Source organism: Streptomyces sp. NPDC050508 (assembly GCF_040655155.1).
GTDB lineage: Bacteria > Actinomycetota > Actinomycetes > Streptomycetales > Streptomycetaceae > Streptomyces.
The window spans coordinates 335,144-356,557 of record NZ_JBFAJJ010000010.1; the positions used below are offsets into that span (position 1 = coordinate 335,144).

The 21,414-nt window shown below is 69.9% G+C and carries 13 protein-coding genes; 7 read left to right on the plus strand and 6 right to left on the minus strand.

The window, feature by feature from the left end; genetic code table 11:
- The first annotated feature begins 182 nt into the window (after window positions 1-182).
- From AB0I69_RS28725 to AB0I69_RS28745, 5 genes are read left to right on the plus strand one after another with little or no spacing between them, the layout of a single operon-like run.
- Complete coding sequence (locus AB0I69_RS28725; RefSeq protein WP_363098598.1) at window positions 183-2,429, plus strand: HAMP domain-containing protein; 2,247 nt, start codon at window positions 183-185, stop codon at window positions 2,427-2,429.
- Between the two features lie 15 nt (window positions 2,430-2,444).
- Window positions 2,445-3,905 carry a poly-gamma-glutamate synthase PgsB gene (gene pgsB, locus AB0I69_RS28730; RefSeq protein ID WP_363098599.1) on the plus strand — a complete coding sequence of 487 codons (1,461 nt, stop codon included), beginning with the start codon at window positions 2,445-2,447 and terminating at the stop codon, window positions 3,903-3,905.
- Window positions 3,902-4,384, plus strand: a complete 483-nt coding sequence (locus tag AB0I69_RS28735; RefSeq protein ID WP_363098600.1) for a poly-gamma-glutamate biosynthesis protein PgsC/CapC — start codon at window positions 3,902-3,904, stop codon at window positions 4,382-4,384. The genes pgsB and AB0I69_RS28735 overlap by 4 nt, the downstream gene beginning before the upstream one ends.
- 40 nt (window positions 4,385-4,424) lie before the next feature.
- Window positions 4,425-5,501: an NlpC/P60 family protein gene (locus tag AB0I69_RS28740; protein ID WP_363098601.1), complete on the plus strand. Its 1,077-nt coding sequence runs from the start codon at window positions 4,425-4,427 to the stop codon at window positions 5,499-5,501.
- Between the two features lie 56 nt (window positions 5,502-5,557).
- Complete coding sequence (locus AB0I69_RS28745) at window positions 5,558-7,627, plus strand: glycosyltransferase family 39 protein (RefSeq protein ID WP_363098602.1); 2,070 nt, start codon at window positions 5,558-5,560, stop codon at window positions 7,625-7,627.
- An 88-nt stretch (window positions 7,628-7,715) separates the two neighbouring features.
- Here the strand turns inward: AB0I69_RS28745 and AB0I69_RS28750 are convergent, their stop codons facing one another.
- Window positions 7,716-8,006 carry a hypothetical protein gene (locus AB0I69_RS28750; protein WP_363098603.1) on the minus strand — a complete coding sequence of 97 codons (291 nt, stop codon included), beginning with the start codon at window positions 8,004-8,006 and terminating at the stop codon, window positions 7,716-7,718.
- A gap of 76 nt (window positions 8,007-8,082) precedes the next feature.
- Window positions 8,083-13,974 (minus strand): RHS repeat-associated core domain-containing protein, encoded by a 5,892-nt coding sequence (locus AB0I69_RS28755; RefSeq protein ID WP_363098604.1) that lies wholly within the window; start codon window positions 13,972-13,974, stop codon window positions 8,083-8,085.
- 775 nt (window positions 13,975-14,749) lie between these two features.
- On the opposite strand from AB0I69_RS28755, the gene AB0I69_RS28760 reads away from it, so the two are divergent.
- Window positions 14,750-14,962 carry a zinc ribbon domain-containing protein gene (locus AB0I69_RS28760; protein ID WP_363098605.1) on the plus strand — a complete coding sequence of 71 codons (213 nt, stop codon included), beginning with the start codon at window positions 14,750-14,752 and terminating at the stop codon, window positions 14,960-14,962.
- A gap of 80 nt (window positions 14,963-15,042) precedes the next feature.
- On the opposite strand, the gene AB0I69_RS28765 is transcribed toward AB0I69_RS28760, so the two are convergent.
- Genes AB0I69_RS28765 through AB0I69_RS28775 form a run of 3 tightly spaced genes read right to left on the minus strand, consistent with a single transcriptional unit; the run spans window position 15,043 to window position 19,591 of the window.
- Window positions 15,043-15,867 carry an HAD family hydrolase gene (locus AB0I69_RS28765; protein WP_363098606.1) on the minus strand — a complete coding sequence of 275 codons (825 nt, stop codon included), beginning with the start codon at window positions 15,865-15,867 and terminating at the stop codon, window positions 15,043-15,045.
- Entirely contained in the window at window positions 15,867-18,410 is a 2,544-nt protein-coding gene (locus tag AB0I69_RS28770; protein WP_363098607.1) for a phosphoribosyltransferase, read from the minus strand. The genes AB0I69_RS28765 and AB0I69_RS28770 overlap by 1 nt, the downstream gene beginning before the upstream one ends.
- A 14-nt stretch (window positions 18,411-18,424) precedes the next feature.
- Window positions 18,425-19,591 carry an HpcH/HpaI aldolase/citrate lyase family protein gene (locus AB0I69_RS28775; protein ID WP_363098608.1) on the minus strand — a complete coding sequence of 389 codons (1,167 nt, stop codon included), beginning with the start codon at window positions 19,589-19,591 and terminating at the stop codon, window positions 18,425-18,427.
- 176 nt (window positions 19,592-19,767) lie between these two features.
- Here AB0I69_RS28775 and AB0I69_RS28780 point away from each other — a divergent pair, with 176 nt between their 5' ends.
- Window positions 19,768-20,541 (plus strand): TerD family protein, encoded by a 774-nt coding sequence (locus tag AB0I69_RS28780; protein WP_363098609.1) that lies wholly within the window; start codon window positions 19,768-19,770, stop codon window positions 20,539-20,541.
- Window positions 20,542-20,629: 88 nt separating this feature from the next.
- Here the strand turns inward: AB0I69_RS28780 and AB0I69_RS28785 are convergent, their stop codons facing one another.
- Window positions 20,630-21,364, minus strand: a complete 735-nt coding sequence (locus AB0I69_RS28785) for a Tellurium resistance (RefSeq protein ID WP_363098610.1) — start codon at window positions 21,362-21,364, stop codon at window positions 20,630-20,632.
- Between the last annotated feature and the right edge of the window lie 50 nt (window positions 21,365-21,414).

Consider the following 21,414-nt stretch of genomic DNA (forward strand, 5'->3'; position numbering starts at 1 on the left):
CGTACGACACTGGGATGATTGTGTGATGGTAATGTGATGGCGCAGGGCTAGAGTGTTTGATTGGTCGAACATTCGGGCGCCCGGCGCCAGTTGAGGAAGGATTTCCTGCCCTGCCCTCCGCTCCCAGGGCGCCGCGCCGACACCGCATCCGCCGCCGCGCCGACATGCCGATACTTGGCGGGGTGCGCCCGCCGATCGCCTCACTCGTCGTACTTCTGCTGGTGGTCGCCACCCTGACCATGATCGCCCTCGACGGCATTCATGCCGGGCGGGTGCCGCAGGCCGCGTTGGACGGCGAGCAGCAGATCGCCGCCGACACCTCGCTGTCGCTGCGCACCACGATCGACGCCGAGGCGCGCACGGTACGCCGTACCGCCGACGCGTACCCGGCGACAAGCACCTCGACCCCCGCGACCGCGCTCAAAGGACTGACCGCCGGCAAAAAGGCGATCCTCGGCGGTGTGCTGCTCGACCCGAAGACCGGCAAACTCCTGGCGGCCGGCGGGAAGACCGTGCAGCTGGCCGGCGTGAACGTCGTCAAGGCGGCGTCCGGGCACGGGGCGATCGCACCCCGGCTGGTGACCTCGGCCGGCACGCGGCAACTGCTGTACTTCGCCAGGCTCACGCTGCCCGCGCAGCAGGAGGACGCCAACCAGGACCAGAACCAGATCCTGACCCAACGGCGCTGGCTCCTGGTCGTCTCCGAGGCGCTCCCCGCCCCCACGGTGTACGGCGACGGACGCACCGCCCAGCTGCTGGACGCGAGCGGTACCGCGCTCGCCACCAAGTCCCACGGCACGGCGTCACCGGCCGCCGCCGACAGCGGTCTGCCCTCGGCGGCGAGCCGCGCGGCGAAGGCGTCGGCGCGTGACACCGACGCCTCGGGAAGCCTGCTGGGCGCCGCCACGGGCAGCGGGCGCACGGTGGCCGGCTGGGCCCAGGTCGCTTCGACGACCGGTCCGGGCGACACCGACGACCTCGGTCTCGTGGTGCTCACTCACCACGCGGTGTCCGCCACGACCACCACCGTCGACTACTCGGGCTTCGCGCTCCAGGCGGCGGGTGCACTGGCCCTGCTCGCGCTGCTGCTCGGGCTGGCTCTGCACTACTCCCTGCAGCGGCCGCTGCTGCGGTTGTACCTGTCCTCCGGCCGCCTGGCCCGCGGCACGACCGAGGACGGGCCGGCCGCGTGGGAGGAGCTGTCCCGGCCGGTGCCGGTGCACGGCTTCGGGGAACTGGCCCGGATCGGGCGGGCGTTGGAGTCGCTGCGCCGACAGCTGCTTGGCGAGAGCGGCCCGCAGGATTTCCCGGCCCGGCGCGGACCGGGCTACCGGGCGCTGGCCTTCGTCGGCGTGCTGGTGGTGATCTGCTGGACGGTACCGATGATCTTCGTGCTGAACCGGGCGGACACCGCGACCGCGGTCCCGGCTCCGGTCCTCGCCGTCCAGCAGACGCGCACCGAGATCGCGTCGAACCGGATCCGGCAGTCCCTCGACCAGCTGTACACCGACCTGAACGGCGCGACCGCGAGCCTGCCGGGCACGAGCAGGGCCGCCCAGACCAAGGTTCTGCGGCACACCCTCACCGACCACAAGCAGTACCGCTCGCTGTACCTCCTGGACCGCTCGGGCCGCATCACGCTGCGCGTGGGCGACGCACCGCTGCGGACAATCGTCCACGTGCCCGACGGCGGCGGGATCACCACCGTCAACACCTCGGGCCGGATCCCGGCGATCGCCGCCTACGCCCAGGTACCGGCCGCCAAGGGCAAGGCCCCGGCGGCCGGGGTGGTCCTGTTCGGCGAGATCGACGTGAAAGCGCTCAACTCCGTACTGCCCAGGCCGAAGCTGGGCAGCGTCTGGGTGACGGACGACGACGACAAGGTGCTGGCGGCGAGTGTGGGCTACCGCGCCTTCCAGGCACTGCCCGACTCCGGCCTGAGCCGTCTCGCCCGCGCCACCCAGGGCGCCCCGGGGACCGCGGGCACCGCGGTCTCGCGGGTGCTCCGCACCTCCTCGGGCCCCTCGGTCGACGCTGCCGCGCCGCTGGCACAGAGCGGCCCGACGGCCCGCCTCGGCTGGCACGTGGTGACCGCGGAACCCGCGGCCGCGCTCCAGATTCCCGCGGTGCAGGCCGAGCAGCGCACCATGCTCGCGGGGATCCTCGGCCTCACCCTGGGCGCGGCCTGCCTGGGCTGGCTGTACGTCGTGGTGATCCGGCCGCTGCGCTCGGTCGCGGTACTCGTCGAGCGGCTCGCCGGCGGAGACCGCCGCACCGTGCTCCACCCGGTCAACCACGACGAGGTCGGCTCGGTCACCCGCAGCCTGGAACTGATCCGCCAGGCCCTGGCGGAACGCGACCGGGCCGACAGATCCAGCCACACAGCAGGGCCCTCCCCGTCCCTGCGCCAGACCACCCTCCAGCGGTAGAAGGACGGAATCGACGTGCTCTTCCTCTACGTCATAGTCCTGCTGTGCTGCTCCGGGTTGTGGATCGCCGGAATCGTGGAGCAGCGGCGGCACTTCGCCTCGCTGGAACAGATACCGACGCGGGTGCTGGTCAACGGCATCCGCGGCAAGAGTTCCATCACCCGGCTGTGCGCGGGCGCGCTGCGCGGCGGCGGCCTGGTCACGGTGGCCAAGACCACCGGCACCGCGGCCCGGTTCATCCATCCGGATGCCACCGAGGAGCCGGTGTACCGCAAGTTCGGGCTGGCCAACATCGTCGAGCAGATCGGCATCGTGCGGCGGGCGGCGACCTATCGGCCGGACGCGCTGGTGATCGAGTGCATGGCGGTGATGCCCGCGCTGCAGGAGATCAACCAGGAGAAGCTGATCCGTTCCACGATCGGCGTGCTGTGCAATGTCCGCGAGGACCATCTGGAGGAGATGGGGCCGACGCTGGACGATGTCGCCCGCTCGCTCTCCCGCTCGATGCCGGTGGGCGGGGTGTGCGTGACGGCGGAGAAGGACCGGCTGCACATCCTCCAGGAGGAGGCCGACAAGCGGAACTGCCGGCTGATCGCGGTCGATCCGGAGTCGGTGACCGACGCCGAGCTGCGCGGCTTCAGCTGGTTCACCTTCAAGGAGAACGTGGCGATCGCGCTCGCCGTCGCCGAACTGCTCGGCGTGGAGCGGCAGACCGCGATGCAGGGCATGTGGGACGCGCCGCCCGACCCGGGCGTGCTGTCGGTGGAACGTTACGTCACCCCCGAGGGCAAGCAGCTGCGGTTCGCCAACGTCTTCGCGGCCAACGACCCCGAGTCGACGCTGATGAACGTCCAGCAGCTGGAGGATCTGGGCGCGATCCGACGGCCGGTCAGCGTCGTCATCAACTGCCGCCCGGACCGGGTGGAGCGCAATGGCCAGATGGGCGCGATCGTGCCCGAGCTCGCCGCCGAGACGGTGTTCCTGATCGGCCACCCGACCAAGAGCGCCCGCGACGCGATCCCGGCCGGCTTCACCGGGCGGGTGGTGGATCTCGGCGGCGACCGCCGGGACCCCGAGGAGGTGACCGAGGCGATCCTCGCGGAACTCGGCCCGTCCTCCTCGCTGGTGGCGATCGGCAACATCCACGGCCAGGGCGAGCTGTTCCTGGAATGCCTCGCCGGGCTGCCGCTGGACACCTCCGAGGAGCCGCTCGACGCCATTCCCCAGGGCGACGGCCTGGACCAGGAGACCATGCAGATCGTGTTGGTCCGGCCGCAGGTCGCGATGGCCCGGCCGCCCGAGCCGGAGCCGTTCAGCTGGGTGGCGCCGCTGGAGACGACCCAGAGCATCCACATCCCGAATCAGCGCGAACTCGCCCGCCAGTTCGCCGCCCGCCAGAGCCGGCCCGACAGCCAGAGCGCCACAGACGACCCGCGCTACCCCTACGATCCGTCCCAGTCCACGAGGAACCCGTGATCCCCGCCAACCTCACCGCACAGACCGCCGCGCTCGGGATCGCCCTCGGGCTGGTCTTCTCGCTCGTCTGCTACCTGACCACCAACCTCTCCCCCGGAGGGATGATCACCCCGGGCTGGATCGCCCTCACGCTCCTCACCGAGGTGCAGATGGCCGCGCTGATGGTCGGTGTGGCGGTACTCACGTACTTCACGACGAGACTGCTGCAGCGCACGGTGATCCTCTACGGCAAGCGGCTGTTCGCCGCCGTGGTGCTGAGCGCGGTGCTGATACAGACCACCGTGATGCTCGCCCTCAGTCACGAGTTCCCGCTGCTGTACACATCACAGACCCTTGGCTTCATCGTCCCCGGTCTGGTCTCCTACCAGATGGTCCGTCAGCCGATGGCGGCCACGCTCATCTCGACCACGGCGGTGACGCTGGCCACGTACGTGGTGCTGGTCTCCGGTCTCCTGATCGGCGTCCTGCCCACCGGCTGACTCGCCCCCTCTCACCCCCGTACTTCCAGGAGGAACGGCCATGCACTCCCACTCCGCCGGCAGACGCAGCCGCCCGACCCGCCGCGCCCTGCTCGGGACGATCGCGGGCGTGGCGGCCGCCGGGGTGGCGGGCGGATACGCCTGGAACCACCTGGAAAACGGCAGCGACGACAGCGTCGGCACCGCCGCCGACGGCGCGGGTACCGGCTCGAACACCGGGAAGCAGACCTTCGAGCGGCTGTCGGCCCCCGACCGCACCGTGGTCCGCGGCTCCGACGGCGGCACGCTCGCCACGTTCACCGACGGAGCCCGTACGGCCGTACTCACCGGGCCCACCCGCACCTTCAGCGAGCGGCGGACCACCGAGGCCAAGGTGACCACGGAGGCCTGGGTGCGGGTGCTGCCGCACACCTGGCAGGCGGGCATGGAGAAGGCCGCCTGGTTCAAGACCTGGTTCGGCAAGACACTCGGCGACACCAGCCCGGACGTCTTCGCGGTGGCCTTCCAGTACAGCAGCGCCGGAGCGGCCGACAAGCACAACTCCGACGACGTGCGCTACGCGGGCACCGCGCACTTCGGCCCGCGCAATTCCAAGGTCGCCAACCCGCTGGACTTCGCCTACTACGACGAGCAGTCCGACTTCTACGACTATCTGGGCGTCCCCTGGGACTTCGCGGACGGCACGCGCGTGCAGCCGGAGCAGGCCCGCTACGGCTGCGTCGACTGCTCCGGCTTCCAGCGTCTGGTGTGGGGCTACCGCATGGGCATCCCCATGCACAACACCAACACCAAGGGCACCGGTCTGCCGCGCCGCGCCTTCGCCATCGCCGCCTACGGTCCCGGCCGCCTGGTGATCCCCCACACCGGCACGAAGCAGGCCACCGACCTGAGCATCCTGCAACCCGGCGATCTGGTCTTCTTCGCCATCATCAAGGACCGGCCGGACTTCATCGACCACGTGGGCATCTACATGGGCCTCGACGACCAGGGCCGCCACCGCTTCTACTCCAGCCGCTCCGCCGCCAACGGCCCGACCATGGGCGACCTGTCGGGCCACGCGCTGCTGGACGGCACCGACTTCTACGCCCGCGGCTTCCGGTCGGCCCGCCGCCTGTGATCCCGCCGCCGGCACACCGCAGCCCCACCTGACCTGCTGATCCGAGGACCACTGCCATGACCGCCATCTCCGCCGCCCGGCCCACCGGAGCGCACCGAGGCCGCCGGGCGGCGAACCGCCGAACCGGCCTGCCGGAAGACGCCCCGCGCTGGGAACGCCCGGCACTCGCCGCGGTGCTGGCCGTCGCCACGGCGCTGTACTCCTGGGGCATGGGGAACGCCGCGCTCCACCCCTTCTACGGTGCGGCGATACGGTCGATGGCCGGCGGCTGGCGTGCCTTCTTCTTCGGCGGGCTCGACACCAACGGTTCGATCAGCATCGACAAGCTCCCCGGCGCCTTCTGGCCCGACGCCGTCTCCGTCTGGCTGTTCGGCCCGCACACCTGGGCGGCCGCTCTTCCGCAGGTCGTCGAGGGCGTGCTGACGGTATGGCTGTTGCACCGCATCGTACGGGCCTGGGCCGGGCCGTTCGCCGCGCTGATCGCCGCGCTGACGCTCACCCTCACCCCGGTCACCGTGGTCCTCAACCGGGCCACCATCCCGGACACCGCGCTCACTCTGCTCCTGGTGGCGGCCGCCGGAGCACTGCAGAAGGCGGTGCGCACCGAGCGGCTGCTGCCGCTGATCACCTGCGGGATCTGGATCGGGCTGGCCTTCCAGGCGAAGATGCTGCAGGCGTGGCTGGTGCTGCCGGTCTTCGCCGCCGTATACCAAATCGCCGCGCCCGGCACGCAGTTGAAGCGGGCTCTGCGCTTTCTGCTGGGCGGTGCGGTCGCGCTGGCGGTCTCCTGCTTCTGGGTACTGATCGCCTGGGTGACACCGGTCGCCGACCGCCCGTACCTCGACGGCACGTCCGACAACAATCCGTTCGCGCTGGTCTTCGGCTACAACGGCCTGAGCCGCTTCAGCAGTGATTCCACCGCGTTCGGCGCCGTCGCGGGCACCGCCAACAGCCGCACCACCGGCAACACCGGCTGGAACATGCTGATCAACGACACGGTCGGCCCGCAGGTCGCCTGGTTCCTGCCGCTCGCCGTGCTCGCCGCGGTCCTGGGCGTCGTCTGGCGCACCGGGCAACCGCGAACCGACATGCTGCGCACGGGATTTCTGATGTGGGGCGGCTGGCTGGCCGTGCACGCCGTGGTGTTCAGCGCCTCCAACGGCAACCACGCCTACTACATGGCCGTCATCGCCCCGGCGCTCGCCGCGCTGGCCGGCGGCGGGCTCGCGCTCTTCCGGTCGGAGTACGAGTCGGCGTACGACCCGGAACACAAGCCCGAGCCCGAGCCTGAGCCGGAACCCGAACACGAGTCGGCGTACGAGCCCGAACACGAGCCGGAGCGCTGGTCGCCGTACGCGTCGGCATACGAATCGGAGCACGGGTCGGCGGACGAATCGACGCATGGGTCGGAGGACAGGTCGGGCGGCCGGCGGCACATGGCGCTGCCGGCGGCGATCGTGCTGACGGTGGTGTGGGCGCTGGTGCTCGACTGGCCGACCCGATTCGTCTCCTGGCTGCTGCCGATCGCTGTGATGCTCGCGCTGTGCGGGGTGGCGGGCCTGTGGAGCCGCGGGCCGCGCACCTCCCCGCGGATGGTCCACGGCGCCCTCGCCGCCGGGATCGCGGCCACCCTGGTCGTACCGGCCGGCTGGGCCCTCTCCAGCCTCGACCCGCTCTACGCGGGCGCCTCCACCGCGCCGATAGCCGGTCCGGTCGGCAACGCGTACTACAACAGCGTCCGTGATCACCACGCTCCGCGGCGGATAGCGCTCGACCGGCCCAGCGCCCGCGACACCGCCCTGCTCGACTACCTCACCAAGCACCGCCGCGGCGAGAAGTACCTGCTGGCCACCCAGACCGCCTACGCCGCCGAGCCCCTGCTGCGTGCGAAGTCCGAACCCGTCCTTGTCATGGGCGGCTTCACCGGCAACACCCCCTTCCCCACCACCCAGCAGCTCGGCAGCCTCGTCACCGCCCACCAGGTGCGCTACGCGCTGCTCACCACCCAGCGCCCCACCACCGCCGCCACCACCTGGGTGAAGTCCCACTGCACCCGTGTCCCGCCCGCCTCCTACGGCCGCCGCACCGGCGGCAGCTTCACGCTCTACGACTGCGACCGTCCCTAGAGACCGAGCGGTGTTCGGGATGTGCGGCAGGGTCAGTACGAACCTGCCGCACGACAACCCGTGCGGGGGATGTCGACCTGGGTCCTCGTCAACGATGCTGCCGCCGCGCCCTGACCTCCAGCACGAGCACGGTGACCAGCGGCACCAGGCCCACGACGGTCAGCAGCAGCCCGACCGCGGGGGCGACACCGAGCAGCCTGGGCAGGATCGTCAGCAGTCCCCACAGGCCCACCACCGTCTGCACCAGACGGGGATTGCGCAGGCCCGCGGCAGCGGGCGGCGCCTCCCGGTCCCGTACCAGACCGACCCCGCCGGCCACCCCCACGGCGACCAGCATGGCCAAAACGATCCACAGCACGAGCGTCGTCGCACTGTCCATCTGCACTCCTCCCATCAACGCCGGAACGGAGCCCTGCGGGGCGGGGGACGCACCCCCGCCCCGCAGGACCGGACGATCACTGATGCCAGACGTATCCCCCGGACGGGACCCACCTGTAGTGCCATCCGAACCACCACCACTGGAAGTGGTAGAACCACATCTCGATGTAGATACCGCGGTTGTGCCCGGCGTCATCGATATGGCTGAGTGCGTACGCGCTCATCGCCAGGATCGCACCGATGACGGCGCAGACCGCTCCGGCCGCGGCGCCGACGAAGGTGACGAAGCTCGCCGCACCCGCCGCCGCGCACACGCCGGCCGCTCCGACACCGTCCCACATGGTGTCGATGAGCATCCGGGTCCGGTACTCGCTGAGGTACAGGTCGCACGTCTTCCAACGGCCGGACCGGGAGCAGTAGATGCCGTTGCGGTTGCCCCGGGTGCCGTCCAGGTCGAAGCCCGTGGTGGGATTCTGGTTGACGTAGTCGTAGGCGGTGGCGGATCCCTGGAAGACCGGGTCGGTCTGGAGGAAGCGGCCGAGTGACGGGTTGTACAGGCGGGCGCCCATGAGGATGTCGCCCGAGGGCGTCTCGCTGGACCGCTGCTTGCCGCCCAGCCAGCCATAGCGCGAGGTGCTGGTACCGGTGAGCGGATTGCCGAACTCGTCGGCCACCATCACCAGGACCGGCGTGGCGTTGTCGTTGATGGGCAGCACGATGTTGACGTCACCGTGCAGATTGGTGAGTTGCAGCAGGATGTCGCCCTTCGCCGAGGAGTAGACGGCGCTGAGGTCTCCGGCGATGTCGTTGATGTTGCGCGTGTACGCGCTCGTGCTCTCGCTGGTCCAGGAAGGCGAGTCCGAGGTGCCGTCGTAGTGGTTGGTGCGGGCCGCGGTCTGGGTCCAGCTTCCGGCTGTGTTGGTCTCCGACGTGTAGGACCGGTTGCGGCCCAGGGGGTCCAACTGCCAGGTGACGCGGCTGGTGCCGGAGGTCTGCTGATAGGCCAGGTCGTTGGCGTAGTACGTGGTCGTCGTCCCACTCGGCTCGGCGGTCGTGCGACCGAGGGCGTCGTAGGTGTAACCGCTGTCGACCACACGGTCGGCACTGTCGTAACTGTGGCTGACCGTGGTTCCACCGCTGGTGGGGCAGGCCGCCTTGGCGGCGCCGACGGCCGTGGTCAGGCCCGTGCGGTTGGAGTCCTTGTCGAAGGCGTAGTGCCGCGTGGTGCAGGTACTGGTCGCGCCGGTGGTGGCGCTGGTGGTGAGGACGGTCTGGCTGACGTCCGAGAGGCGCTCCGCGGCGTCGTAGGCGTACGTGTTGTTGACGCCGAGGCCTCCGGTGGTGGACTGGGCCCGGCTGACCTCCAGCCCGGTCCCGGAGTACCCCGCCTGGTCGGAGAGCAGCACGTTCCCGTTCGCGTCGGTGTAGACGCGGGAGGTGGCCTGCCCGGTCTCGTCCGTGGCGATCTTGAGGGTGATCGATCCCGGCAGGGACTCCGTGCTCACGTTGCCGTCGGCGTCATAAGTGGCGCTGAAGGCCCCGGCCTTGGAGTCGGTCTGCGTCGTCGGCACACCGCGTGGGTCTTTGCCGGTGTCGTAGGTGTAGGTGGTGGTCGACGGCGCCGAGTCGCTGGTCTGCGTGGGTCGGTCCAGGGCGTCGTACTGGACGGTGGAGGTGTTCGCGTCCGCGTCGGTCGAGGACATCGCACGGCCGAGTTGGTCGTAACTCATGGTGGCCGAGGCGCCGTCCGGCGTGGAGACCTTGGCCTGCAGGCCGTTGCTCGTGTTGTACGTCGTGGTCGTCGTCTGCACGGCCTGGCCGACACCGCCGGAGACCGCGAGCGTGCTCTTGCGGCCCGCCGCGTCGTAGGTGACGGTGGTGCTGCGGGTGACGCCGTTGGCGGTCTGGGTCATCGTGCTCGGCAAGCCGTACAGGTTGTACATGGTCGTCGTGGTGGCCCGCTGGCTCGGGTTGGAGCCACCACCGGTGATGGCGCCGGCGGGGGCGGTCTGGCAGACCATGTCGGCCCACTCGGGGTGGCCTCCGCAGGGACTGCTTCCGGTAGCGGTGTAGTAGGTGGTCGTGGTGGCGCCGGCGTCGGAACCGGTGGAGGACGGCTGGGAGTTGGAGGTCACCTTGCCGGCGGAGTTGTACCCCGTCGCGGTGGCGATCGCCAGGCCCGTCGGGTCGACCGTGCTCTTGGTCTCCTGTCCCAGCGTCCAGTCGTAGGTGGTCTTGGTGGTACGTGTGTCCGCGTCCGTGGCGTAGCCCGCGACGGTGCTGCCGGTGACGGACGTGGTCGCCAGGCCGGACGCGTTCGCGGAGCCGTCGGTGGGACGGCCTTCGTCGTAGGTGTTGTGGGTGTGTGTCCGCGCGGCGACGACGGAGCCGGCCGCACGGGCGGCGCTGGTACCCGAGGCGGCCAACGCGTGCTCCAGAGTGACCTGGTGCAGCGGGCCGTAGGTGTCGGTCAGGAGCTGGCCGCTGCTGTCGAGGACGTTCACCGAGGACAGCAGGCCGGCGCGCTGCGCGGTGGTCATCGCCGCCAGTCCGAGCACGTTGAGCTCGGTGTTGGTGCTCGCGGCCAGGGCGAGTTCGCGGTTGGCGGCGCTGAGCCGGCGAGCGGGGTGCCCGACGGCGTCGTAGTCGGTGGTGGTGATGTGCCCACCGGGGGAAGCGGTGTTGGACTCGCGCCCGTTGACATCGAGGTAGTGGATCGTGGCGCGGGCGTAGGAGCTGGAGGTGAGGTTCCCGGATCCGGTGTTGGAGGTGGGCACCTGGTCGGCGGGGAAGATCGCCGTGCCGTCGGTCGGCGCGTCGGCCTGGGCCAGGGAGGCCACGTCCGAAGCGCTCATCGCGTAGGGGCCACCCGCCGAGGTGGTGAGGGGCACGTCGTAGACGACGGTGGTGGTTGCCGTGCCGTTGGTCGACGACGCGGAGCCCGGGGTGAGAGTCGGGCGGGAGACGCTCAGCAGGCGTCCCGCGTTGGTGTCGCCGTTGGTGCCCGCGGTGCCGTAGGTGAACGTCCAGGGGAGCTGGCCCGGAGGCGTGAGCGTGGCCACCCGGCCGGCCGAGGTGTAGGTGTACGCGGTCACGAGGTTGGGCGTGATCTGCGGGTCCCACACCTGACGGAGGGCACCGGTGGAGTCGTACGCGTACTGGGTGACGACCTTGGAGGTCTCCACACCCGTGGCCGGGTCGGTGGCCCACATGACGATCATGTTGACCTGGCCGGCGTAGTCGCCGAACGTACCGCTGGTCGTGCCCGTCGCGGTGGTCGCGGTGGCGTAGCTCAGTTGCAGGACCCGGCAGCCCACCGCCGGCGTCGTCGGGGTGAGGCAGGACGTGTTGGTGTCGGAGATCGCGGACGTGGGCGCGGCCATCCGCGCCAGCCGCATCGAAGTGGTGCCGCCGCCGGTCACGGCGTCGAAGCGGTAGCGCACCGAGGTGCCGCTGCCCGCCGGGCTCGACGAAGCGACAGCCCACACACCCGCTGTGGTGGAGGACTTGGCGAAGACCGTCGTCGTTCCCGCGGTGTCGGTCAGCGTGTAGGTGTCCGCGGAGCTGCTGTAGGTCAGCGTGTACGCCTCGGCGCCGGGCTCCGGGGTCCACCCGCTGCTGGTCTTGGTGAACGAGATCTGTGAGCCGGCCGAGCCGACGAGTTGCACGGCGGTGGAGGTCACCGGACGGATCTCGGTGAAGTCCGTCATCGCCGTCGCGGAAGCGCCCGCCAGTTGCCAGCCGGGCCCGAACGGCGCGGTCTGACCGGCCGGCGGGGTCCCCTGGGGGGTACGGGAATCGAGTGTCTGGGCGACCGACATGCCGAAGACGGAGGTCTCCGGGCCCGACAGGGTGTAGTTGCCGGTCGACAGGTTGAGCGTGCCCGGCCCGACCGCGGCGCCGGCGGTCTGGGTGGCGCCGCGGTCCAGGGTGACGGTCACGGCGGAGGTGTCGTGGCTCGCCGAGGAAGTGTCCGTGAACTCGGCACGGACCTGGACCGAGCCGTCGTCGCCCAAGGTGCTGGAGACGTCCCAGACGAGCGGGGAGTTGGCACCGCTCGTGACGGCCACCGGCCAACTGCTCACCGCGTTGCCGCCGGACGTCACGTCGCCGACCGGGATGGTCGTCCAGCTGTCCGTCGCGGATCGCCGGTACTGGAACTTCACCGACTGCCACGTCGACGACGCCGCGGCGGCGGTCAGCGTGACACGCCGCGCGGTCCTCGTGCCGTCGGTGGGTGAAGTGACGGCGCCGTTGCCCGCGTTGAAGCTGTAGACCGTCGACGCGGACAGGTTGCCGGCGTTGTCGCGGGTGGAGACGGTCAGGGTGTGCGGGCCGTCCGCGGCCGGGGTGACGCTGACGCTCACGGCGCTGCCGGTGGTCGCCACGGGAGTCTGGGCCCCGGAGTCGAGCTGCCAGACGACACCGGAGGTGTCCGTGCCGCCGGAGGGCGGGGTGATGGTGAACGCGCCGCTCTGTCCGGCGCCCTTCCCCCAGCCGCCGGAGGGGTAGTCCGTGGAGGCGACCGTCGGCGCGCCTGGCTTGGTGGTGTCGATCGTGAAGACCAGTCCGTTCGGGACGGTCTGACGCGACCACAGGGAGCCGTCGTACCCGTAGGGCCACGCGGTGTAGGTGTGGCCGTTCACCAGTGTTCCGGACGGGACGGAGGCGCTGGAGATGCCTCCGGAGGCGGTCCAGCTGCCGTTGAGGTTGGAGATGACCTTGGTGTTGGCGCCACCGGTGGTGTCGTAGACGTTCCACTGGGTCATGACGTTGCCGCCGTCGGCGTCGGTGACGGTCGACTGGAGCTGCGGGGTGGTCGTGTTGGTGTAGAGAGTCGTGGTGGAGCCGGAGACCGAGGAGACACCGGGCGCCACGGTGGGGGCGGACGGCATCGGGTACGAGTTGTAGGTCACCGACAGGTAGGGCACGTTGGCGGAGGCGTTGGCGGAGTAGAAACGCTTCCAGCTGTTGCTGTCCGTCTCGTCGGACGCCCTCAGGCCCATGTAGGCGACGTCGTAGCCGTTGTCACCGGCGTACTGGAGGAAGGTCGAGGGGTCGATGGAGACCCAGCCCTCCGCGCTGGAGGTGGTGCAGTCGCTGGAGTAGCCCTTGGTCTGGGAGGTCGTGGCGTACTTCGCCTTCCAGACCGGCTGGTTCGACCAGACCGTGTCCGTGGAGGACTCTCCGGACTCCCACAGTTCCCACGGCGACTGGACGCAGCCACCGGCCCAGTACTCGTACAGGTTCAGCGACGAGGAAAGGATCTGCGTGTTGTCGAGCTGGAGGACCGGGAACTCCAGGAACGAGCGGGCGACGTCCGTTCCGCTGTCGTAAGTGCCCAGTTTCAGGTCGGTGGACGTGTACTCGGGGGCCGTGTCGGTGTTCTCGACGAACGTGTCCAGCAGGGGAGAAAGACTCGTGGAGGGGTCCACCGTGACCGGGTACTGCGTGTTGGGGTCGGCCAGGAACTTCGCGTCCGGGGTCAGGGTGAGATCCACCGTGTCACCGGTCTGGGACATCGTCATCTTCACCCGGGCGCGGTGCGGGTGCTCCAGGGACTTCGCGTCGACCTGGGCGTCCCACATCACCGGCGCCGGTATGGTGCCGACGACCTTGTGGTGGGCGTCGGTGAAGGTGATCGAGCCGTTCTTGCGCTGCTTGGCCGTGAGCCCCTTCGCGGACACGGGAATGGTCACCGTGTAACCGGTCTTGGGGCGCGACTTGAGGATCACGTTCTCCTCGAAGCCGGTCCGCGTCGCTTCTACGGTCACATCGGCGCCCGGTGTGACGTTCGCGTAGGTGGCGGTGGTGCCCTTGAGGGACGGCTTGGGAAGCGTGCCCTTCCAGCCGACCGCCAGCCGGTGCTTGCCCGCTCCCATGCCGGCGAGCACGGCATTCTTGCCACCGGGCGCGAGAACCAGGCCATTCTGCTGGGCCTTGGGCGTCACAGCGCCATCGGCATTCATATGCAGGGTCGTATCGACGTCAACCCATTTTCCGGCTCGCTGGAAGCGAATCGGCGCCGCATATGACCGGGTGGTCACCGTGCCATTCGAATTTGCCCAAGTGGTGGTCTTGGCCGTGAGCTGGTCGAGAATTTCGACCTTACGTTTACGCAGTCGGGCGGTGGCGAATGCCGACGCCGCGTCAGGAGCCGAGAGCGGCCCGGCAGAGGCGGCGCGGGACTTCGCCGCCGAGGTGGTGGGCGCCTTGTGAGCGGGGACGGCGAAGGCTTGTCCAGTGGTCGAGAGCGTTACGGCCGCTTCGGCGACAAGCAACAGCACCAGTGTCGTGGCCGTTGCCACCTGTCGAGGTGAGACCGACAGGGGTCTGCCGTTGGGTCTTCTCCGGAAATGGCCTATGCGACTGGTCGTCACGGGACTCCTCTGGTATGTCAGGGTGCAGGCGGCGCCCAAAATCACACAAGAGATACCCGCCGGGATCTTCACAGTCTAGGCACATTTCAGGCCGCCAAATCTGATCAATTACGACGAAAATTGATCGCTGAGCTCATATGCACACCCGGATGGAAATTAAATCCAAAGCGTTTGGTGGCGCGGGGTCAAAAATGCACGCCCGAAACAAAGGGCGGATCATCGCCAGGCTATGACTGGGCAAAGAAGTTCCTGTGAGGCCGCAGTGAGGACGCGTCAGAGAATCCCGTGGCCTGTATGCCCCGGGGCTACGGCCCCTGGCCCCTTGACGGATCTCCTACACGGTCGCTCCCGTTAGCCTGTCCTCATGCCCCGCTACGAGTACCGCTGCCGCACCTGTGGATCCACGTTCGAACTGAGTCGGCCGATGGCGGAGTCCTCCGCGCCGGCGGACTGCCCTGCGGGGCACTCCGACACGGTGAAGCTTCTGTCGGCTGTTGCGGTGGGCGGTACGTCCTCCGCCCCCGCGACCGGAGCTGGTGGCGGGGGCGGTTGTTGTGGTGGCGGGTGCTGCGGCTAGGCAGAGTGGGTGCGTTGCGTTGTTGGCTGCGGGTGCGTCGTGGCTGGTCGCGCAGTTCCCCGCGCCCCTGGGGGTTGCCCCTAGGGGGTTGTTGTGCGGGCCGCCCTCAGGAACTCTCGGAGGATCCGTTCGCCCGCCAGCACGCCCCGCTCCGGTAGAGCCGTGACGTTGGGGGCCGTCCAGGCCTCGTCCGCCAACTCTCCGTGGCCTGGGCGCCAAGCCTTGTCTGCTGCCAGCAGGAGGTCGGCGTCCAGTAGGGAGTCGCCGGCTGCGAGGGCCAGGGTGGCACCCGTTCGGTGGGCCACCTCGCGCATGGCCGCGCTCTTGGTGAGGGGCTTCGGTACGGCGTAGATCTTGCGGCCCTGCAAGGACACGGTCCAGCCGCGGTTCTCCGCCCACACCGCGAGCTCCTTCACCCATTCCTCGGGGAGCAGTTCGCGCTCGACGACGAGGTAGGCGAAGAGGTCCTCGGCGACGCGGTGCTTGCGCACCCACGCCGGATCTGCGGAGGTGGCGAGATGGTCCCGCACCTCCTCCAGCGGCGCGCACTCGGCGGCCAGCTTCGCCTGTACCCGGGCGTGCCAGTCCTCGTCGGTGACACCGTCCACGAGGAGATGGCCGCCGTTGGCACAGATCGCGAACTTCGGCTCCGGGCCTGGCAGGTTGATGCGCTGGTACTGCTTGCGGGTGCGGGTGGTGGTCGGCACGAAGACGGCCGCGTCACCGAGTTCGCCGATTTCGGTGAGGAGTCCGGCCGCCGTCTCCGTCATGAAGGACAGCGGCCTGCTCTCGTGCACCTCCACGCAGAGCAGCCGGGGCGCCCGCGCGTCCGGCATGGTCAGCGCGAGGGCGGCCGAGGAGTAGATGAGCGTACGGTCGAGGTCGCTCGCGACGAGTACCGGCATCAGACCGCCACCGCCTTGCCGTCAGCGCCCGTGGCACCCCGCGTGTACTTGGGGTGGATCAACCCCACGCAGGTGTACGGCAGTTCGGCCACCTCCTCGACGGGCACGCCCCTCTGCTCGGCGAGCAGCCTGACGTGGTCGAGGTCGGCACCCGCACCGGCCCGCGCGAGGATCTTCCAGGGCACCCGGCGCAGCAGCACCCGGGTGGTCTCGCCGACGCCGGGCTTGACGAGGTTCACGTCGTGGATGCCGTACTCCTCGCTGATCCGTTCAACTGCCGCCCAACCCTCCCAGGTCGGTGTCCGGTCGGCGGCCAGCAGTTCCTTGGCGAGTGTCGCCACGGCGTCCGTGACTTCCGGGAAGCGTGCGGCCACGGCGTCCAGGAAGTCCACCGAGACGTCCACGCCGGCGAGTTCGCGGTAGAACTTCGCGCCGTGGAAGTCGTGCGGGCCGACCAGGTCCGAGCGCAGGACCGTACGCGAAATCAGCCCCGACACGGTCGAGTTGAGGCAGGCGGAGGGGATGAGGAAGTCCTCGCGGGTGCCGTACGTCTTCACGCAGGAACCGGGGTCGGCGAGCACCGCGATCTCCGGGTCGAAGCCGGTGATGCCGTCGGACTCCTCGAACTCCCTGATCGCGTCGGCGAGTTCGCGGGTGATGGCGCCCTTGCCTGTCCAGCCGTCGACGAACACGACGTCGGCGGGGTCGTGGTGGGCGGCGAGATAGCGCAGCGCGTTGGCGTCGATGCCTCGGCCGCGCACGATCGACACGGCGTAGTGCGGCAGGTCGAGACCGTGCCGGTGCTGGGCCCAGCGGCGCATCAGAACGCCGACGGGGGTGCCGGCGCGGGCGAGCGAGACGAGCACGGGGTGCGGTGAGCGCTCGGCGAGGACGAGTTCGGTCACGGCGCCGACGGCCAGCGCGAGTCGGCCCGCCGCCTCGTCCAGCGCGGTGTGGAACAGCTCCTGGTACTGCTCGCTCGGCTGGTACTCCACCGGCAGCGACTCCGCGTAGTGCGCCCCGCCGCTCTGGATGGCCTCCTCGCGCTCCTCGACCGGCGCCTCCAGCGTCACGTCCGAGAGGTCCTGGAGCAGCCAGCCGACCTCTTCGGGCGCGTACGAGGAGAAGGCGGGGCCGCGGAGGGGCTCGGGCAGCATGGGGGGCCTTTCGGGGACGTACGAGGGGACGACCGCGAGGATGACGTGCGGGGTGTGCGCGGCCAACTGGGCGAGCAGGCCGTGCAGTTCGGGGGTGTCCGCGCGGGAGTCGATGATCGCGACCACGGCGTCGAAGCCGGCGCCCGCGATGTTGTAGGCGTAGCGGTCGCCGGGGCCGTCGGCGGGGTTGTCGTGGGCCGGGAAGGTGAGGCGGGTGCGGATCGCGTAGCCCGGGTCGTCCACCGCGAGGACGGGTGAGCGGGTGGTGGTGGAGTAGGTCACGTCGGCATCGACGACCTGCTCCAGCTCACGGGCCAGCCTCAACGGGGCGTACATCAGCTCTTCGAAACCGAGGGTGTGCACGCGGTGGGCGTCGGCGGGGAGCGCCTCTGCGAGGCGGGCTGCCATTGCCGGGAGGGCGTGTTCCAGGCGTATTCGATGTTGGGGGGTGAAGCCGTGTCTTCCGCCGTCGGGGAGGTTGTGGGGCCAGCGGAGTTCGACTCGGGTGATTCGGTTGTGGGTCGACTGCGGGCCGGTGGGGGCTGGGCGCGCAGTTCCCCGCGCCCCTAGGGGATTGGCGTCCAGGTTCGTTTTTAGGGGCGCGGGGAACTGCGCGGCCAGCCCGGACGGCGCCGCAGACGACCGACTACCCGCCCCGGCACCCTCCGTCTCGTACCGCGCCACCAACTCCTGCCCCTTCTCCAGCACCCCCGCCGGCAGGCGAACCGTGCCCGATGCCGCTGCCACCAGGTCGACCCTCGCGCCTATCTCCGCCGCGAACTGGTCCAGACGGCCCGCGTCCGCCGCCGAGCGCATGTCGACCAGGGCGACGACCACATACCGGTCCCGCGGATACCGCTCGTGCAGGTCGCGGATCGTGTTCAGGACCGTGTTGCCGGTGGAGAACTCGTCGTCCACCAGGACCAACGGGCCCTCGCCCGCAAGGAGTTCAGGGTCCTCGGGCAGCAGGAGGTGGGACGTCGCGTGGGAGTGGGACTCCTCGAAGCCGCCCGCCGTGGCGACGCCGGGTACCGGACGGCGGGTGGAGTGGAGGTAGGGGGCGACCGCGATGCCGTCGGCCACCGCGTGGCCCAGGCCCGTCGCCGTCTCCGCGTAGCCGAGGACCACCGCCCGGGCGGACTCCTCCGCGCCCAGCAGCTCGCGAACCCGCCGCCCCAGGGTGAAGCCGTAGCCGTAGACGATCGACGGCGACTGGGGGACGTGCTTGCCGAGCACGTTCGACACCAGCAGGTGGGCCCGCTTGGGGTTGCGGCGGAGCGCGAGTCCCAGGAGGTCGGTCAGCTCGGGGTCGCCGACCAGCCCGACACCGAGCCGCTCCGCGACCCAACTGCCCGACCAGACCCCGTCGTTCACTGCCTTGTTCATACGTCCCTTGCGATTCAGCCGGGGATTCCGGCGGCGAGCAGCTCCACGAAGCCGACGTCCTCGCGTGCGACCCCGAAGATCTCGGCCCGCAGCATGGTCCGCTCGGCCCAGGCGCGGTGCGGCTTCACCTCGTTCATCTTGTTCGTGTACGCCGAGCGCAGCACGCCCCCGCCGCCCCGCTCCGGCCGCAGGATGTCCTGCGCGTCGCAGAACTCCTCGTGGCTGACCACGGACAGCGCGTGCACGGGCAGTACGTGCGTGGGGTGGATGCAGGTCTTGCCCAGCAGCCCGTTGGCCTGGTCGAGGGCGATCTCGCGCAGCAGCCCGTCCATGGCGTGCTCGATCAGCGCCTCGCGCAACTCCTCGGCCTGGCCCTCCAGGAAGGGGCTGCGGCGCAGCTGCGGCTTGAACATGCGCTCCTGGACGCGGAAGTACTCCCACACCGGGCCGGTCACGGTGAAGCCGGTGCCGTCGGCGCGGCCCAGCATGTTCACCACGTCGGCGATCACGGAGGCGACGATCTGGACGTCGTAGGCCGTCATGTCGGAGGCCCGGCGCAGACCGTAGGAGGAGCAGAAGTCGGTGACGCCGAGGCGGAGGGCCAGGACGCGGTCGCGGTACTTGTCGACGGCGCGGGAGATGCCCTCCAGGGTCTCGACGCGCGACTCGCGGTAGAGCAGCTCGGGCGATTCCAGGACCGGCATGCCGAACAGGCGGTGGCCGCTCGCCGCCTCCGCGGAGGCCAGCGCCTCCAGGAAGGGGGTGCCGCTCTCCTCGGTGAACTTCGGCATCACGAAGCCGGAGAGGAGTGTCACGGCCGGGCCCATGCGGCGTACGAGATCGGGGATCTGCTCGGGCACGCGGACCCGGACGAACAGCAGCGGGAGCTCCACGTCCGCGCGGGCGGCCAGGTCGGTGAACTGCCGGACCAGGTTCTCCTCGGCGGCCGGGACGTCCTCGTCGCCGATCGAGTCCTCCAGGCAGAGCACCATCGACACCACGCCGCGTGCCGCCAGCTTGACGACGTCGTCGGCGAGGTGGGGCCGGGTGGCCGGGCTGTAGAGCGTGGCGCCCAGGGCCGCGGCGAGCAGCCGGGCCGGGGAATCCGCGTCGAACTCGCACGGCTCCTGGAAGAAGAGGCGCTGCCGCACCTCAGGGGCAATGTGCCCGAAATGACGCATAAAGCTCCCCCGTGGTGACGATGTGGCTCGTGAATATTTTCGATAGGTGGCCGGTAATAGTACGTACAAATCCATGTCAGGAGTTCCCGCCAGGCATGAACTTCAGGTAACTCGGCCGTGTCGGTGTCCGAACCCCCACGTTGTCGTGACCAGGACCGAGAAGGCAGGATGACCGCATGACGCACGCGATGCTGAAGGGGTCGAACGTCCCGCTGGAGGCCACCACGGTACGTGCCGTGCTGCGCTGGACGCCCGGGCAGGGGGTCCCGGACGTGGATGCCTCGGCGCTGCTCCTCGGCCCCACCGGTCGGGTGCGTTCCGACGAGGACTTCGTCTTCTACAACCAGCCCCGGCACCCCTCCGGGAAGGTCTGGCGGCTCGGCAAGAAGCGTGTCGCCGAAGGCCCCACCGACACGATCCAGACAGATCTCACCGGTGTCGAGCCCGAAGTCAGCCGGATTCTGGTGGTCGCTTCGGCGGAGGACAAGACCTTCGACCGCGTACGGGACCTGCGCATCCTGCTGTACGACGCGGCCGTCGCCGAGGGTGAACCGCTGCTGTATTTCGACATCAAGCCGGAGACCGGCGAGGAGACCGCGCTGATCTGCGGCGAGCTGTACCGCCGGGGTGAGGGCTGGAAGTTCCGCGCGCTCGGCGAGGGCTACGCGAACGGGCTGCGCGGCCTGGCCATGGACTTCGGCATCACGGTCGACGAATCGGCGGAGGCGCCCCCCGAGACCTCCCAGCCGTTGCCTCCGGAGCAGCCGACGGCGGTCCCCGTCCCCGTGCAGCCCGCGTACGGGTATCCGCAGGAGCCGGCGACTCAGCCCGCGTACGGGTACCCGCAGGCGGCTCCGGCGGGGACGTACGGGTATCCGCAGCCGGTGCCTGTGGCTACTGCGCCGGATCCGGATTTTCGGTTGCCTCCTCAGGGGCCGCAGTTCATCTGAGGATGGGTGCGTTGAGTTTTGACTGCCGGCCCGGTGGGGGCTGGGCGCGCAGTTCCCCGCGCCCCTGAAGCTGCCCCTGCGGGGCGCTTCAGCGCTCGACCTTCGTCTTGTAACCCCGCCCCCACTGCAGTCCCCACCCGTACAACCGGTCCAGTTCTGCCTGGAAGCCGTACACGAACTTCACCTCGCGGCGGACGACCAGTTCGCCCTTGACGTTCTCGATCATCACGACCGCGCAGGAGCGGGCCTGGGGGTGTCGTTCGTCGAGGCCTATCTCGATGCGGGGGCCGTTGCTGGGGTACAGGGTGACGATCGCGTGGGTGCGGTCGAAGGCCGGGGTCTGGTCGTAGATGTAGACGAAGACCAGGAGGCGCTTGATCTGGTCGCGGTGGTCGAGGTTGACGTACATCGTCTCGCCGGACGCGGAGCCGAAGCGGTCGTCGCCGCTGAGTTTCACGTACGGCGGTGAGTTGACGTCGCCGAGGAGGCCGCCGAGTGGCTGGACGACGCCCTTGGTGCCGTCCATGAGCTCGTACAGGCAGCCCAGGTCGAGGTCGACGTTGACCATGCTCTGGCTGTGGCCCATGACCTCCGGCGGCTTCAGCGCCTTGAAGGGGTGCCGCAGCAGGCTGTCCCGCTGGGGGCCGCCGATGTCGGAGGTCCGCATCCGCCAGGTGAGGTTGACGCGGAGGTTGCCGGTGGCCGCGCCCTGCTTGGTGAGCGAGACCTGGTGGTGCCGTTTGGTCAGTTCGATCGCGTTGCTGGCCGCGCTGCCCGAGTCGAAGTCGATCTCACGCCGCCAGATCCCGTCGAAGAAGCCCATGTCCCGCCCCCACGTCCACTTCTGCGTTCCGCATTCCGCATGACAAAGCC